Raw genomic sequence first — 15,235 nt, 5'->3', positions numbered from 1 at the left:
GGAAGACGAACCTCTCGTCTCGCACTCCGCCGCGCGGACTAGTCACCCGCCGCGGACATCCCGCCTAGTCACCGGGACCGGAGTGTGCCGCTACCACTGCGGGCAAACCCGCCCGCAAGAAGGGTCCCCACCAATGACGACAACACTGGCCGCACCCCGCACCTGCCGCGCCCCGCGCACCCGACTTTTGTGGACGCTCCGTATTGAGGGGATGCCGGGGCGGGTGCGGGGGAGCGTCGAGAAGCATATGCTCCTGCTGCCCGAGGGCGAGCCCGGCGAGGTCTGGTTCACGCGCTGGCAGCGCCGCCCCGACCGCACCTACTCGTGCCGCGAAACAATCGTGGCCACGCGCGCGGAAATCGAGGTCTTTGCGCAGGCCATCGACCGTCTTGCGCGCGAGGAAAATTTCGTGGCGAGCCTCACGCAAGGCTCCTACGATGGTCCGCATGTCTACTAAATACCGCGTACAAAACCCGAAAAACAACGAAATCGTCGAGTCCTTCGACTTCATCTCCGACGACGCGCTCGAAAGCGCGCTCGCCCAGGCAAACGACACATTTCAGCAGTGGCGCGAGAAGAGCTACGAGGAGCGCGCGGAGGTGCTGCGCAAGGTAGCCCAGCTTTTCGACGACCAAAGGTCCGAACTCACCCGCATCATCGCCGACGAGATGGGCAAGTCCGTCAAGGAAGGCGACGGTGAGATCAACGATGTCGTCGAGATCTTCAACTACTACGCCGACCACGGCGCGCAGTTCGGCGCCGACGAGGAGATCCCGAACCAGCGCGGCGGCACCTCTGTCATGCGCAAGGTGCCCCTCGGCGTGATCCTGGGCATCATGCCGTGGAACTTCCCCTACTACCAGGTGGCCCGCTTCGCGGCGCCGGCGCTGATGGCCGGCAACACGGTCATGGTCAAGCACGCCGAGATCTGCCCGCGGTCCGCCGCCGCGATTGAGAAGATCTTCGACCAAGCCGGCGCGCCGAAGGGCCTGTACACCAACATCTACGCAAAGCACTCGCAGATCTCCACGCTGATCAGCGACGACCGCGTCCAGGGTGTGTCACTGACCGGCTCCGAGCGCGCCGGCCGCGCCATCGCCTCCCAGGCAGGCCAGGCGCTGAAGAAGTGCGTGCTCGAGCTCGGCGGCACCGACGCCTACCTGGTGCTCGATTCCACCGACGTGAAGGCTGCGGCGGAGACGGCGTGGCAGAAGCGCATCGGCAACGTGGGCCAGGCCTGCACGTCGAACAAGCGCATGATCGTGATGGACGACATTTACGACGAGTTTGTGGATGAGTTGGTGGCGCTTGCGTCGTCGTATAGCGAAGGCGACCCGCTCGAGCCCGGCGAGGGCCCGGAGTTCTACCCGCTGTCCTCCCGCGACGCCGCCGAGCTTTTGGCCCAGCAGCTGCGCCTGGCGGTGGACGAAGGCGCGAATCTGCGCGTCGGCGGCGAAGTCACCGGCAAGGGCGCCTACATCACCCCGGCCGTGATCACCGACATCCCCGTCGGGTCCGACTCCTACTACGAGGAATTCTTCGGCCCCGTCGCCGAGGTGTACAAGGTCTCCTCCGAAGAGGAGGCGATCGAGGTGGCCAACAACTCCCGCTACGGCCTCGGCGGCGCTGTGATGTCCGAAGACCCCGAGCGCGCCACGAAGGTCGCCGCGAAGATCGACACCGGCATGATCCACGTGAACATCCCGCAGGCCCGCGGCGCCGAGCTGCCGTTCGGCGGCGTGAAGGCCTCCGGCCTGGGACGCGAGCTCGGCCCGCTGGGCATGGACGAGTTCGTGAACAAGCAGCGCTTCTACGTCGCCGGCTCCGACTCGGCGGTGTAGAACCCGTCGCCGAACGGGTCTAGGATCCGCTCCACCAGGTCCGCCACCGAGTGGACCACCGAGGTGGGGCGGAAGGGGTACTTGGCAATCTCCGCGTCGTCGGAGATGCCCGTGCGCACCAGCACCGTGCGCATGCCCGCCTCTAATCCGGCCTTGACGTCGGTGTCCATCCGGTCGCCGATCATCACCGTGTTCTCCGAGTGCGCGCCGATGTTGTTCAGCGCCGAGCGCATCATCACCGGGTTCGGCTTGCCCACGTAGTAGGGCCGCATCCCCGTCACCGCGGTGATCATGGCGGCCACGGACCCCGTCGCCGGCACCACGCCCGCCGGGCCCGGCCCGGTCAAGTCCGGGTTGGTCGCGATGAAGCGCGAGCCATTCCGGATCAGATTCGACGCGGTGGTCAGCGCTTCAAACGAGTACGTGCGCGTTTCGCCCAGCACCACGAAATCGGGGTCCGTGTCGGTGAGGATCCAGCCGATCTCGTGCAGCGCCGTCGTCAAGCCAGCCTCGCCGATCACATACGCGGAGGCCTCACCCGCCTGCTGCGAGAGGAACTTCGCGGTGGCGGTGGCGGAAGTCCAGATGCGCTCCGGCTCGATGTCCAACCCCATGCGCATCAGCTTCGCGGATAAGTCGCGCGGGGTCTGCATGGAGTTGTTCGTCAGCACCATGAAGTCGATGTCTTCCTCGCGCAGCGCGCCGATGAACTCCTTCGCGCCCGGGATGATCTCGCCCTCGCGGTGCAGGACACCGTCCATGTCGGTCAGGTAGGAAATCATTGGTGCTCCTCGACGTAATCGGCCAGGTCTTGGGCGGTGGGGCAGGAGGAGTACACGTGCTCGTCGATAGCTACTGCAAACGCGTCCTCGATGCGCACCGCCAGCTCAATGCGGTTTAGCGACGAAATTCCGCTGTCCTCCAGCCGCGTCCCGGGTTCGATCTCCACACCTGAGACCTCATCAACGAGCTCCGCGAGCTGCGCGAACGTGCCACGCGCCTGCGTCTCCTCCGTGTCTCCGGCGAGCTCGAGGCTGCCAAGGTCCAACCGCTGCGAAAGTTCCATGCCGTTATGATAAGCCCATGAAACGCTTCGCACTCCCGGCCGTGGCTGTCGTCGCCGCCGGTTTGCTCGCGCCCGCAGCATCCGCAGCGATGGCAGACGACTACACCCCGCACTTCGACTCCACGCCGCGCTACGTGGAGATGAAACCCAGCGACGGCTACACCGAAACCACCGAGTACAAACTGCTCGGAGTGCCGGAGGGCACCACCTGGAAGTTGACCGGCGAGAACACGATCCGCAAGAAAGGCCAACTCTTCGGCAGCGAGGACAAGTGCGAAGACAACCCCCTCGGCGCGCGGCTGAACAACTACACCCTGGGGGAGTCGCCGCAGCCGGGCGAGAACGTCATCGACTTTGACATCCGCGTCTGCTTCCCCGACGGGTCCGAGGAGCTGTACCCGCAGAAGATCACGCTCACCAGCGACGACGCGTTCTACTACAACCCGAATTACGGCAAAACCGTCACCGCCGACCCCGGCCAAACCTTCGCCGTCACTCCGACCAACGAGTTCGACGCGGAACTTCCCACCAATGCGAAGTGGAAACTTACCGGCGGCGACGGCTGGAACGCACATATCGACCAAACCACCGGCGCCATCACCGCCACGGTGCCGAAAGACACCTCCCGCGGCACGACCTTTACGGTGGTGAGCACCTTCGCCGACGGCTCGACGCGCAAGAGCACCGCCCACATCGCCAACTCCGGCAAGGGGGTGGAGGCTCCCGCCGCGACCCAGCCCGCGCCGGCGCCGGGGCCGGGGCAGTCCGGGTCGTCAACCGCGCAGAAGCTTGCCCTGGTCACGGGCGTGCTGGCAGTTCTAGTCGGCGCGGTTGCCTTTGCGTGGCCGCAACTGCAGCAGTTCCTCCCGCAGTTCTAGCGGAGGGGCCGGGGCTGGGCCCCAGGTCCTAGGCGCGGTGTGGGAATTTGTTCACCGGCCGGGTCTGCGGACTTCCTGTGAACCACACTGGTGGCCGTTGTGTTGTTGGCTAGGTGGTTTTGGCTATGTTTCGTTGTTTAGCCAGGGTTGTGTATTGCCCGTCTGGTCCGGTGGTGAGTCTGCCAAAGACGAACCAGTCCAGATAATCGTCAAGATACTTCATAAACTCCTCGGTTGTGTGCTTTTCGGGGCGAATTCCACTGGCGTGAAGTTCGCGCTTGATGGTGCCGAAGAACCCTTCTACTCGGGCGTTGTCGCCGCTGTTGCCGAGCCGGGATAGGGACGGCACCATCAACCAGGCGTTATCGCACGGGTTCTCCTCTGTGCAATGTGTGCATTGTTGCCTGTCGTGACTGATATCAGTCAGTCGGTCAACCCAATCGATGTGGCGGTAGTGCCAGCCACGGTCGGTGTGCAGTTCGGGGCGTTGTCCTGGTTGTATTTGCTCGAGCCCAGCTTCAAGCATCGTGTTGGTCAGCAACGCCGCTGGTCGCGTTGCGCAGGTGTACGCGATGGGCATGTTGTCGTGGAAGTCGATCAGCGGGCTAAAAAAGACTTTGCCGTCAGCGCATTGAAACGCGGTGATGTCGGTGCCGAGTCTTTGATTTGGCGCATCGGCATAGAAATCGTGTACCAGATCCTTCCTGCCCGCCTGCCTGCGACGATGCGCCTGCGAACGATATCTTTGCGAGACGTGGGTGCCATTTTTTGTGACAGTGTCGATGTCTCCAACCAGACATCGATTTGCTGGGCGATGCGCAGTTTCGCCCTTGTACGAGCTGTAGCGCTTCGTGCGTTTCATCTTCGGCTGCAGGTGTTCTTCGCGCATGATCGTGCGAATCGATTTTTCCCCCAGCGACAGACCGTTCGCTTTGCACACTTCACTCACGCGGCGGTAGCCGTAGACCATGCGGTTGCCCTCACAGGCGGCGGTAACCATTGCCTTGGCCTGGCCTTTTCGGTCGACTAGAGGGTGTTTTAACCGCTTGCATGCCGACTTGTAGGTGTTGTACTTCAATCCGTAGTAGGCGCAGCAACGCGTTACTTGGTATCCGACGTCCCGGAGTCGTCTGACAGCCGTAGCGACGACCACGCTGTCGAGCGTCTCCGGGTTTGCGCTTTTCCCTCAGATTCCATCACCGCCTCAAACAGCGCTTTATCCGCCAGACGCATAAACCGCTCTTGACGCAACAGGTCTTTGAGGGTCTCAACGTCATCCGGCAACGCTGCCTCATCAAACGGAGCTGTTGGCTGCTCATGGTTGCGTGAATATGCACTCTCATCGCGCGGGGCGCGTTGTGATTGACGTTGTGTTTCGGCCTTCTTGCGCTTGCGTTTTTGGGCTTCGTGGTGTTCTTTCACACGCGCCAGTGTCGCCTGTTCTATCTCCTGCGGTGTCATCCCACGCCGCGAACCCGCATCCGGAGCGAACTTGTGCGTCCACGCCGCCACGGAACTCGCAGCGACCCGAAAACGCCATCCAATCTCGCGGGTGGATGCCGACGTTGTCACATTCGCCCGAACGACCTCAGCAATCAACTCGGCAGAACGCCAACCTTTATCGACCCCGCTGCCATGACGGGCGTTGCGTGCCCATCCCGAAATTGAAGCGGTAGAAGGAACAGACCTACATTCCTCCCGAATCAACTGCGCACGAACCTGCGAAGCAGCAAGCCCCTGCCCCGAAAGCTCAACGGCACGCTGCCGTACCTCCGGCGGATAACTCATCCTCGAACTCCGATCCCGACGACCGATGGTTCACAGGAAGTCCGCAGACCCGGCCAGGGGCGTTTGGGTGAACAAAACCCGCAAAACACCAGCCCCGCCACGACAGCGCACGCCCCAACCTGTCAGGACCCCTCGCCGCATCCGCCCCCGGGCATGACAAAAGGGGCGCTCCGCAGCCGGAACGCCCCTTCGTCGTCAAGCTAAGGGCTACTCTGCGGCGTTCTCCGCGCCCTCGTCCTCGCCGTCCGTCTCAGCGGTGGCGGCGGTCGGGTCGTCGATCTTCAGGTCCTTGGCTGCCTGGGCGGCCACGGAACGGTCGATCTTGCCCTCGTTGGCCAGGCCCAGCAGGGCGGCAACGGCCATGGACTCAGCGTCGATGTTGTAGAAGCGGCGGGCGGCCTCGCGGGTGTCTGCGAAGCCGAAGCCGTCCGCACCCAGCACGATGTACTGGCCCGGCACGTAGGCGCGGATCTGCTCCTGCAGGTCGGAAGCGAAGTCGGAGGTAGCGATGTACGGGCCCGACGTCTGCTTCAGCTGCTTGGTGGCAAACGCCTCTTCAACCTCTTCGCCCGGGTTGAGCAGCTGCTCGGCGGCCTTGCGCTGGCCCTCGCGTGCGAGCTCCGTCCAGGAGGTCACGGAGTAGATGGCGGCGCCGACGTTGTACTTCTCCTGCAGGATCTCCTGCGCGCGCAGCGCCTGCTGCATGCCCACACCGGAGGCGAGCAGGGAGACCTTGTTGTCCAGGTCCTTGCCCTCGTCGTAGAGGTAGATGCCCTTGTGCAGACCCTCCACGTCCAGGTTGTCCGGGCGTGCCGGCTGGTGGTGCGGCTGGTTGTAGACGGTGATGTAGTACATCACGTTCTCGTCCTTGCCCTCACCCTGGCCGTACATGCGCTCGATGCCCTTGGAGATGATGTAGGGCATCTCGTAGGCGAACGCCGGGTCGTACGGGATGACGGCCGGGTTGGTGGACGCCAGGATCGGGGAGTGGCCGTCCATGTGCTGCAGGCCCTCGCCGAACAGGGTGGTGCGGCCGGCGGTCGCGCCGATGATGAAGCCGCGGCCCATCTGGTCGCCAGCGGCCCAGAAGTTGTCGCCGGTGCGCTGGAAGCCGAACATGGAGTAGAAGATGTACATCGGGATCATCGGCTCGCCGTGGGTGGCGTAAGAGGTCGCCGCGGCGATGAAGGAGGCGGAGGAGCCGTCCTCGTTGATGCCCTCGTGCAGGATCTGACCGTTCTCGGCCTCCTTGTAGGACAGCTGCAGGTCGTGGTCCACCGGCACGTAGTTCTGGCCGTTCGGGTTGTAGATGCCCAGGGTGGGGAACCAGGAGTCCAGGCCGAAGGTGCGGGCCTCGTCCGGGATGATCGGAACGACGCGCTTGCCCAGCTCCTTGTCGCGCATGAGCGCCTTGAAGGTGCGCACCAGCGCCATGGTGGAGGCGACTTCCTGCTTGCCGGAGTCCTTGAACAGCGCCTTGAAGGTCTTTTCAAACTCGGGCTGCTCCAGCGGGGTGTAGCTCTCGCGGCGCTCCGGCAGGTAGCCGCCCAGTTCCTCGCGGCGGGCCTGGAGGTACTTGATCTCCTCGGCGTCCTCGCCCGGGTGGTAGTACGGCGGCATGTAGGGATCCTTTTCCAGCTCCTCGTCGGAGATGGGGATCTGCTGCTTGTCGCGGAAGAGCTTGAGGTCTTCCAGCGTCAGCTTCTTCATCTGGTGGGTGGCGTTGCGGCCCTCGAAGTTGTGGCCGAGGCCGTAGCCCTTGACGGTGTGGGCGAGGATGACGGTCGGCTTGCCCTTGGTCTCCAGCGCGCGCTTGTAGGCGGCGTAGACCTTGCGGTAGTCGTGGCCGCCGCGGCGCAGGTTCCAGATTTCCTCGTCGGTCATGTCCTCGACGAGCTTCTTGGTGCGCTCGTCGCGGCCGAAGAAGTGCTCGCGGACGTAGGCACCGTCGTTGGCCTTGAAGGTCTGGTAGTCGCCGTCCTTGGTGGTGTTCATGATGTGGACGAGTGCGCCGTCCTCATCCTTTTCCAAAAGCTCGTCCCACTCGCGGCCCCAGACCACCTTGATCACGTTCCAGCCGGCGCCGACGAAGAAGCTCTCCAGCTCCTGGATGATCTGGCCGTTGCCGCGCACCGGGCCGTCGAGACGCTGCAGGTTGCAGTTGATCACGAAGGTGAGGTTGTCCAGGCCGTACAGGGAGGCCATCTGGATCAGGCCGCGGGATTCCGGCTCGTCCATCTCGCCGTCGCCGAGGAATGCCCAGACGTGCTGCTGGTCGGTGTCCTTGATGCCACGGTTTTGCAGGTACTTGTTAAAGCGTGCCTGGTAGATCGCGTTCATCGGGCCGAGGCCCATGGACACGGTCGGGAACTCCCAGAAGCCTGGCATGCCGTGCGGGTGCGGGTAGGACGGCAGGCCGCCCTGCTCGCGGGAGTGCTCCTGGCGGAAGCCGTCCATGTCGTCTTCGCTCAGGCGGCCTTCCATGAAGGCGCGGGCGTACATGCCGGGGGAGGCGTGGCCCTGGAAGAAAACCTGGTCGCCGCCCTGCGGGGCGTCCTTGCCCTTGAAGAAGTGGTTGAAGCCGACTTCGTAGAGGGCCGCGGCGGAGGCGTAGGTGGAGATGTGGCCGCCGACCTTAATGCCGGGGCGCTGTGCGCGGTGCACCATCACGGCGGCGTTCCAGCGCATCCAGCGGCGGTAGCGCTTCTCAATTTGCTCATCGCCCGGGAATTCCGGCTCGAGCTTGGTCGGGATGGTGTTGACCAGGTCGGTCGAGGACAGCGCCGGCAGCGGCACGCGCTTGGCGTTAGCGCGCTCGATCAGGCGCAGCATGAGGTAGCGGGCGCGCTCCGGGTCGGACTCTTCGAGTAGCCCGTCGAGGGAGTCCATCCATTCCTGGGTTTCTTCCGGGTCAGCGTCGTGCAGGTAAGACGCTACGCCTTCGCGCAGCGAGAGAATGTTGGTGTCCACTTCGGTCGCGCTCTTTGCTCGTGCGTCGACCATGTCCGTTTCTTTCTCGGCCACTTCAACCTCCTGGGTCCGTCGGGGCAGTAACGCATTCCAGGATACGTGCTTAGGCGCGCCGATTCTTACAGCGGGTGTGCTTTGGTGAGACTAATCACGAAGATGTGCGCATTCTTTGCTTGACGACGTTAAGCTAACGCCCATACACCCACTTGAGATCAATGGAGGACACGGAAATTTGAGTGCCACAGGAGTGGACACCTACGCATCCCGCCTTGGCTTCGCCACGGGCGATGTCGTGCAGGAAATCGGCTGGGACGAAGACGCGGACAGCGCCATCTCCGAGGCGATCGAGGATGCCATTGGTGCCGAGCTTCTCGACGAAGACACCGACGACCCGTGCGACGCCATCCTGCTGTGGTTCCGCGCCGGTGACGGCGACCTCGTCGACGACCTGGTGGATGTCGCCCGCGGCCTCGGCTCCGGCGGCCGTATCTGGCTGATGACTCCGGGGGCAGGATCCTCCGGCGTGGTCCCGCCGAGCGAGATCGCGGAGTCCGCCCAGCTCGCCGGCTTCACGCAGACCAAGGCCGACCGCTTTGGCGATTGGCAGGGCTCCTGCCTCACACCCCGCAACCGCTGAGCAGGGATTTCGCTGACGCCTCAGGCTCTGCTAGTCTGCTCCTACGCGCGCCGTTAGCTCAGCTGGAAGAGCAACTGGTTTACACCCAGTAGGTCGGCGGTTCGAGCCCGTCATGGCGCACCATTGAGACCCCGTCCCGGAATCCCCGAGACGGGGTCTTTTGCTCCCGACAAGTGGTCCACCTGCGCTAGATGCTAACTCCAGGGTGCTTACACATCGAGTGCGAGCACGGGCGCCAATACCCTCAACGGCGAGGTATAAGCATCCTGGAGTAAGCATCCTCGCGCCGGGGGTGCGCCCGGGGGAGGACGGCGCCCGGGCCCACAACGCCCCAGATCTACAACGCCCCGGGCCTACAGCGCCCGGGCCGCGACGGCGGCGAGGATGCCCAGCTCAAAGCAGGGGGAGGGTCCGTCGAATGCCACGTCGGCGACGTCCCACTCCGAAAACCGCACCCGGGCCGACCCGGCCGCTGAACCCTCGAAATCGGGCACGACGGCGATGTCCCACAGCTCCACACCCGCGGCGGTGCAGGCGCGGGTGGCGCGAGTGTCCAACGAACCGAGCTGCGACAGGACGAACAGAGTTTCATCTTCATTGGACGCCACCTGCGACAACACCGCAAACGGGCGCGTGGGAAACAGGGCGGGGTAGTCGGCGACGGCGTCTTCCACGTCCTCGGCTTCGATGCCGTCTGCCAGAACCACACCCGCAGACTTCAAGGTGGTCAGGGCGGAGTGGAGCAGCTCGGCGTCAACGGTGGAAGTCATCCGTCCCCCTTCAAAAGGAAAGCTAGCGTTCTTCTTCCTTATCGTAGGCCTTGGCCCACGGGTTGGCCCGGGAAGTTCCGTAGCGCTGGCGCGTCCGGGAGGGCGCTGGGGTGGGGTCGGGGGAGGCGCCGGAGGTGACGTCGTCAAGCATTTGTTTCTGCTCGGCCTCGAATCGGCGGCGCTCGCGCGAGTCGGCGTAAAGGAAGTAGATCAGCGCGGCGGGGGCGGCGGCGCCGAAGAGGATCCACTGCAGGCCGTAGGAGAGGTGGTTGCCGGTTTCCAGCTGCGGCAGTGGGATGGGGTCGAGCACACCGGGCTCGTCGCCGAGCAGCTGCAGGTACGGCGAGGCCAGCTTCTGGCCGACCATGTCGCCCACCTGCTGTGGGCTGATGGAATACACCATGTCGTAGCCCTGCTCGTGCATCGGCGGGTTGGGGTGTACGCCCTCGTCGGCGCGCAGCATGCCGGTAATGGTGACTTCGCCGTCGGGCGCGGGCGCGATGTCGGGCACCTGCGTGGAGTCCTTCGCCTTGACCCAGCCACGGTGGACCAGGATGGCCTCGCCGCTGTCAAGCGTAAAGGGCGTGAGCACTTGGAAGGAGGGGGCGCCGTCGACAGGCCGTAGGCGCAACAAAACGTCCGGGCCCGTATAGCGCCCCGTGGCGACCACGCGCGACCACTCCGCGCCCTCGTCGAGCGAGCCGTCCGCGCCCAGCCGAGTCGAAAGCGGCTCTGGGTCGTGCTCGAAGGCGGCGGAAATGTGCTCGTTGCGCTCCACCAGCGCCTCGTTCTTGCCCAGCTGCCACGGCGCCAGGAAGGTGAACGCGTAGTAGGAAAATACGCCGATCAACAGCGCCGCGATAACCCAACCGGGGGTAAGAACCTGCCGCCACCACGGCTTGGAGGATTGATTGTTGGCGCTCACGCCGGGTCAGTTTAGTCGCTCGCGCACCCAGGTAATAATGCCGTCAGCTGCAGACTCGATCTGTTCGCGCACCACCGCAAAGCCCTCCGGCCCGCCGTAGTAGGGGTCGGCCACGCCGGCGCCGTCCGGCGAGGCGGGGTCGAACGAACGGATGAGGCGCACCTTGTCCTCGTCCACGCCGCGCGCGACCAGCTCGGAGACGTGGTTGGTGTCCAGCGCGACAATCAAGTCGGCTTGCTCCTGCTCAAAGCCGAATTGTTGGGCGCGGTGCGCCTCGCCGTCGTAGCCGTGCGCCTTGAGCTCGGCGCGCGCCCGCTCGTCCGCCTTCTGGCCGACGTGCCAGCCGCCAATGCCTGACGACGTCACCGTCACCGCATCCCCCAACCCGGCCTCAGCCAACTTCTCGTGCACGATCACCTCCGCCATGGGCGAGCGGCAGATGTTGCCGGTGCAGACGAAGTCGATGTGCAGGTTAGAACTCACGGATAATCCTTTCCAGCTCCGCAGCGTCGCGGGCGACATAATCGGCCAACTCCCACTCCTTATCGGCGCCGTAGCCCCAGGTCATGGCCACACTCGAGATGCCGAATTCTTTCGCGCCCTCGAAGTCGTGCAGCCGGTCGCCGACCATCAGCGGGCGCACCGGCTTCGCCTGGTCCAGCACGTAGCGGATCACGTCCACCTTCTTCGCGCGCACCCCGTCGTTGGACGCCGCGCCTAAAAAGTCGATGTGCTCGAGCATGCCAGCGCGATCCAGCGCGGCGCGGGCGAAGCGCTCGCTTTTCGACGTCGCCGTGCACACCCGCACGCCCTCACCAGCCAAACGCGCAACAAGGTCGTCCATGCCGTCGAACACGTCGAAGCGCTGCCAGCCCTCGTTCGACATGTAGCCCGAGTAGGCTCGCATGGCAGTTTCAACCTGCGCCTCAGACATGCCGAGCGAGCGCATCGTCTCCGGCATCGGCGGGCCCGGAATGCGGCGGATGAATTCCTCGTCCGGGACTTTCCACCCCACGGCGTCTAAGCCGATGAGGAATCCCTGCCGGATGCCGGGGTAGGAGTCGATGAGGGTGCCGTCGACGTCGAAAAGCAAAGTGGCGTTCACACCTGCCTACTGTTCCAAATTTGTAGGCTGGCTGCCATGACAGATGTAACCGTGCAAACAATCGTGGACGCGCTCGAGGCCGCCTACCCGCCTGCGCTGGCGGAAAGCTGGGACCAGGTGGGGCTCATCTGCGGCGACCCCGAAGCGGAGGTGCGAAAGGTCGCCTTCGCACTGGACTGCACCCAAGAGGTGGCCGAGCGCGCCGTCGCCGCCGGCACCCAGATGCTGGTCGTGCACCACCCGCTGCTGTTACGCGGGGTGCACTCGGTGGCCGCGAACACCCCGAAGGGCAAGGTCATCCACACGCTGCTCGCCGGCGGCTGCGCCTTGTTCGCCGCACACACCAACGCGGATTCCGCGCGCCCGGGGGTGTCCGACAAGCTGGCGGAGCTCGTCGGTATCACACCCGGCCGCCCCATCAAGCCGGTGTGCATCGACGCCACCGACCGCTGGGGCGTGCACGTGCCCCCGGGCGCGGCCGCGGAGCTGAAAAAGGCGCTGTTTGAGGCCGGCGCCGGCGCGATCGGCAACTACCGCGAGTGCGCCTTCTCCTTCGAAGGCACCGGCGAGTTCACCCCAATCGAGGGCGCGAACCCCACCGACGGGGCCGTGGGTACGCACTACACGGCGGATGAAGTGCGCATCGAGTTCGTGGCGAAGGCGCGGGACCGCCGGAGGATCGTCGAGAAGCTGCGCGAAGCCCACCCCTACGAAGAGCCCGCGTTCGATGTGGTGCAGATGGCCGACACCCGCGACCTTGATAAAGCGACCGGCCTGGGGCGTATCGGCGAGCTGGACGAGCCGATGACGCTTAGCGAGTTCACCCAGCAGGTGGCCAACGCGCTGCCGGAAACCGCGTGGGGCGTGCGCGCCGCGGGCGACCCGGAGCAGATGGTGCGTCGCGTCGCGGTGTCCTCGGGCTCCGGCGATAGCTTCCTCGCGGACGTGGCGAAGCTCGGCGTGGACGTCTACGTCACCTCCGACCTGCGCCACCACCCGGTGGACGAGCACCTGCGCGCGGGCGGGCCAGCCGTGATCGACACCGCGCACTGGGCCAGCGAGTTTCCGTGGACAGAGCAGGCGGAGAGTATCGTGGCTCCGTTAGACGTGGACACCGAGATCCTGCGCATCCGCACGGATCCGTGGACCATCTCCGCGCACCCCGAATAAGGAGAAACGATGCACCTTTCCAAAGACCTGCAGCCCGTCCTCCTGCAGCTCGCGCAGGCAGACGCCGCCTCGTCGCAGCCCCGCGTCCGCCCCGAGGAGCAGGAGTTGCACAAGCTTATCGACGAACGCAAGCGCCTCACCGACGCCTCCGCGGCAGCCCAACTCGCCGTAGACGACATGGAGCTGGAGATCCTGCGCATCCAGGAAGACGAGCGCAAGCTGAAAAGGCGCGAGCTGGATGACAAGCGCCAGCTGTCCGCGGAGACCGACCCGGAGCGCCGCAAGGACCTCGAGCACGACCGCTATGCTGCGAAGTCCCGCATCGCGGACCTGTTGTCGGAGCTCAAGGAGGCCCACAACGAGATCGCGGCGCTGCGCAACAACCGCGACGTGCACGCCGCCCGCGTGGACGAGGCCAACCGCAAGATCGAAGCCGCCCAGCGCGCCGTGGATTCCCTCCCGGCCGAGGAAGTCGTCGACGTCGATGCCCTGCGTGCGCAGCTGCCCGAGGGCGTGCTGCGCGCCTACGACGACATCGGCGCCGCCAAGTTCAACGGCCGCGCCTGCGGCGGCTGCTTCATCCAGCTGCCCCCGGCCGAGCGAGCCGAGGTCCTGGCGGAGCCGGAAGACGAGCTTCCCACCTGCCCGAACTGCGGCACCCTGCTCGTGCGCGTGTCGCCGACGGAGTAGCGCATGCACGTTTCGATGTACTGCGACGGCGGCTCCCGCGGCAACCCCGGAGTCGCCGGCTCCGGCTCGGTGGTCTACGACGCGGACGGCGAGACGCTCGCCGAAATCGCCTACGTGGTGGGCAAGAAATCCACCAACAACGTCGCCGAGTACTACGGCCTGGTCCGCGGCCTGGAGGCCTGCCGCGAGGTCGGCGCGACGGTGGTGGACGTGTTCATGGACTCCAAACTGGTTGTCGAGCAGATGAACGGCCGGTGGAAAATCAAGCACCCAGACATGCAGAAGCTGGCCCGCCAGGCCCGCGAGCTCGCCTCCACCTTCGAGGCGGTCACCTACACCTGGGTCCCGCGCGCGAAGAACAAGAAAGCCGACGAGCTGTCCAACGTGGCGATGGACGCCGCCGCCCGCGGCGACGCGCCCGGCATAGTTAAAGGCACCGGCGTGTGGGTCGGGGAGAAGAAGGAGGCGGAACCGAAGGACGTCGAAAAGCAGACGCACCAAACCGCAAGCCCCGCCCACTGGTCCGGCACCGACGCGCCGCGCACCCGGTTTATCCTGCTGCGCCACGGGCAGACGCAGCACTCCGCCGAGCAGCGCTTCTCCGGCTCGTCCGACCCCGAACTGACCGACACCGGCCGCGACCAGGCGCGCCGGGCCGCCGAGGCACTACGCGGGTACGGGCGCATCGACGCCGTCGTCGCCTCCCCGCAGGCCCGCGCGCAGGGCACCGCCCGCATCGCCGCGGGCGCGCTGGGGCTGGACGTGGTGACCGAGGAGGGGCTGCGCGAGCTCGACTTCGGCGACTTCGAGGCACTGACCCGCGACGAGGCCCTGGCGAAGGACGCCGAGGCGTTCGAGAAGTGGCAGGCCTCGCCGAACAACGCGCCCCCGGGCGGCGAATCCCTCACCGCCCTGCACCGCCGCGTGACCCGCACCCGCGCCAAGCTGCAGGAACGCTACGAGGGCCAAACGGTGCTGGTAGTCACGCACATGACGCCGGTGAAGTCCTTCGTGCGCCAGGCTCTCGGCGCGAACGCGGACCTGTTCAAGCACCTGTTTCTGGACCTGGCCAGCATCTCCGTGGTGGACTTCTACGGCGATTACGGCGTGGTGCGCTGCGTCAACGACGTCGCCCACCACCGCTAGGCCGTCGGGGACCGCCACCGGTGCGTGGGCCTGCCACCAGCACGCGCACCCGCCACCAGCACGCGGATCCGCCGCCAGCGCGCGGACGTCGCGGGCCCGCCACCGGTGCGTGGGCCCACCACCTGCACGCAGGCCCGCCACCAGCGCGTGAGCTCGCCACCGGTGCGCGATTCTGCCGCCAGCACGCGGATCCGGTTACCTAGAACCGGCTACCAGGCCTAAAACTGGCCAGTAGCCGGTTCCTGGTAG

16 protein-coding genes and 1 tRNA gene are annotated in these 15,235 nt (G+C 65.5%); 8 read left to right on the top strand and 9 right to left on the bottom strand.

Going from position 1 to position 15,235, the window contains the following annotated elements:
- Positions 1-133: 133 nt before the first annotated feature.
- Together CFOUR_RS07975 and CFOUR_RS07970 are read left to right on the top strand one after the other, a co-directional pair.
- The gene (locus tag CFOUR_RS07975; protein WP_085957830.1) at positions 134-457 is read left to right on the top strand and encodes a hypothetical protein; all 324 of its coding nucleotides are present in this window, start codon (positions 134-136) and stop codon (positions 455-457) included.
- A complete protein-coding gene (locus CFOUR_RS07970) occupies positions 447-1,841 on the top strand; it encodes an NAD-dependent succinate-semialdehyde dehydrogenase (RefSeq protein ID WP_085958464.1) in 1,395 nt (464 codons plus the stop codon). Before CFOUR_RS07975 ends, CFOUR_RS07970 begins: the two co-directional genes overlap by 11 nt.
- Here the strand turns inward: CFOUR_RS07970 and CFOUR_RS07965 are convergent.
- Both CFOUR_RS07965 and CFOUR_RS07960 read right to left on the bottom strand, forming a co-directional pair.
- On the bottom strand, positions 1,811-2,623 hold the full coding sequence (locus tag CFOUR_RS07965) for an HAD-IIA family hydrolase (protein ID WP_085957831.1): 813 nt from the start codon (positions 2,621-2,623) through the stop codon (positions 1,811-1,813). The two genes, CFOUR_RS07970 and CFOUR_RS07965, sit on opposite strands and share 31 nt — an antisense overlap.
- Positions 2,620-2,907: an acyl carrier protein gene (locus CFOUR_RS07960; RefSeq protein WP_101706396.1), complete on the bottom strand. Its 288-nt coding sequence runs from the start codon at positions 2,905-2,907 to the stop codon at positions 2,620-2,622. Before CFOUR_RS07960 ends, CFOUR_RS07965 begins: the two co-directional genes overlap by 4 nt.
- A 17-nt stretch (positions 2,908-2,924) precedes the next feature.
- Here CFOUR_RS07960 and CFOUR_RS07955 point away from each other — a divergent pair, with 17 nt between their 5' ends.
- Complete coding sequence (locus tag CFOUR_RS07955) at positions 2,925-3,785, top strand: Rib/alpha-like domain-containing protein (protein WP_101706397.1); 861 nt, start codon at positions 2,925-2,927, stop codon at positions 3,783-3,785.
- Positions 3,786-3,894: 109 nt separating this feature from the next.
- On the opposite strand, the gene CFOUR_RS07950 is transcribed toward CFOUR_RS07955, so the two are convergent.
- From CFOUR_RS07950 to aceE, 3 genes are all read right to left on the bottom strand, one after another.
- Complete coding sequence (locus CFOUR_RS07950) at positions 3,895-4,938, bottom strand: DDE-type integrase/transposase/recombinase (RefSeq protein ID WP_290179092.1); 1,044 nt, start codon at positions 4,936-4,938, stop codon at positions 3,895-3,897.
- Entirely contained in the window at positions 4,887-5,573 is a 687-nt protein-coding gene (locus CFOUR_RS07945; RefSeq protein WP_143339056.1) for a hypothetical protein, read from the bottom strand. Before CFOUR_RS07945 ends, CFOUR_RS07950 begins: the two co-directional genes overlap by 52 nt.
- A gap of 207 nt (positions 5,574-5,780) precedes the next feature.
- A complete protein-coding gene (aceE, locus tag CFOUR_RS07940) occupies positions 5,781-8,576 on the bottom strand; it encodes a pyruvate dehydrogenase (acetyl-transferring), homodimeric type (RefSeq protein ID WP_085957834.1) in 2,796 nt (931 codons plus the stop codon).
- Positions 8,577-8,775: 199 nt separating this feature from the next.
- Between aceE and CFOUR_RS07935 the strand changes: the two genes are divergently transcribed.
- Positions 8,776-9,180: a DUF3052 domain-containing protein gene (locus CFOUR_RS07935; protein ID WP_085957835.1), complete on the top strand. Its 405-nt coding sequence runs from the start codon at positions 8,776-8,778 to the stop codon at positions 9,178-9,180.
- Positions 9,181-9,227: 47 nt separating this feature from the next.
- Positions 9,228-9,303 (top strand) — tRNA-Val (locus tag CFOUR_RS07930).
- Positions 9,304-9,533: 230 nt separating this feature from the next.
- On the opposite strand, the gene CFOUR_RS07925 is transcribed toward CFOUR_RS07930, so the two are convergent.
- From CFOUR_RS07925 to CFOUR_RS07910, 4 genes are read right to left on the bottom strand one after another with little or no spacing between them, the layout of a single operon-like run.
- Positions 9,534-9,950 (bottom strand): hypothetical protein, encoded by a 417-nt coding sequence (locus tag CFOUR_RS07925; RefSeq protein WP_085957836.1) that lies wholly within the window; start codon positions 9,948-9,950, stop codon positions 9,534-9,536.
- A 22-nt stretch (positions 9,951-9,972) separates the two neighbouring features.
- On the bottom strand, positions 9,973-10,875 hold the full coding sequence (locus tag CFOUR_RS07920; RefSeq protein ID WP_085957837.1) for an SURF1 family cytochrome oxidase biogenesis protein: 903 nt from the start codon (positions 10,873-10,875) through the stop codon (positions 9,973-9,975).
- A 6-nt stretch (positions 10,876-10,881) separates the two neighbouring features.
- Positions 10,882-11,397, bottom strand: a complete 516-nt coding sequence (locus tag CFOUR_RS07915; protein ID WP_290179091.1) for a low molecular weight protein-tyrosine-phosphatase — start codon at positions 11,395-11,397, stop codon at positions 10,882-10,884.
- On the bottom strand, positions 11,348-11,980 hold the full coding sequence (locus CFOUR_RS07910) for an HAD-IA family hydrolase (RefSeq protein ID WP_085957838.1): 633 nt from the start codon (positions 11,978-11,980) through the stop codon (positions 11,348-11,350). The genes CFOUR_RS07915 and CFOUR_RS07910 overlap by 50 nt, the downstream gene beginning before the upstream one ends.
- Positions 11,981-12,016: 36 nt before the next feature.
- Between CFOUR_RS07910 and CFOUR_RS07905 the strand changes: the two genes are divergently transcribed.
- From CFOUR_RS07905 to CFOUR_RS07895, 3 genes are read left to right on the top strand one after another with little or no spacing between them, the layout of a single operon-like run.
- On the top strand, positions 12,017-13,150 hold the full coding sequence (locus CFOUR_RS07905) for a Nif3-like dinuclear metal center hexameric protein (protein WP_290179090.1): 1,134 nt from the start codon (positions 12,017-12,019) through the stop codon (positions 13,148-13,150).
- A gap of 9 nt (positions 13,151-13,159) precedes the next feature.
- Positions 13,160-13,840 (top strand): zinc ribbon domain-containing protein, encoded by a 681-nt coding sequence (locus CFOUR_RS07900; RefSeq protein WP_290179089.1) that lies wholly within the window; start codon positions 13,160-13,162, stop codon positions 13,838-13,840.
- Between the two features lie 3 nt (positions 13,841-13,843).
- Positions 13,844-14,986, top strand: a complete 1,143-nt coding sequence (locus CFOUR_RS07895) for a bifunctional RNase H/acid phosphatase (protein WP_290179088.1) — start codon at positions 13,844-13,846, stop codon at positions 14,984-14,986.
- The last annotated feature ends 249 nt before the right edge of the window (positions 14,987-15,235 follow it).

The organism is Corynebacterium fournieri, assembly GCF_030408775.1.
GTDB classification, from domain to species: Bacteria; Actinomycetota; Actinomycetes; order Mycobacteriales; family Mycobacteriaceae; genus Corynebacterium; species Corynebacterium fournieri.
Note: the sequence above shows the minus strand (reverse complement) of the source record. Positions and strands in the feature narration are given on the sequence as shown.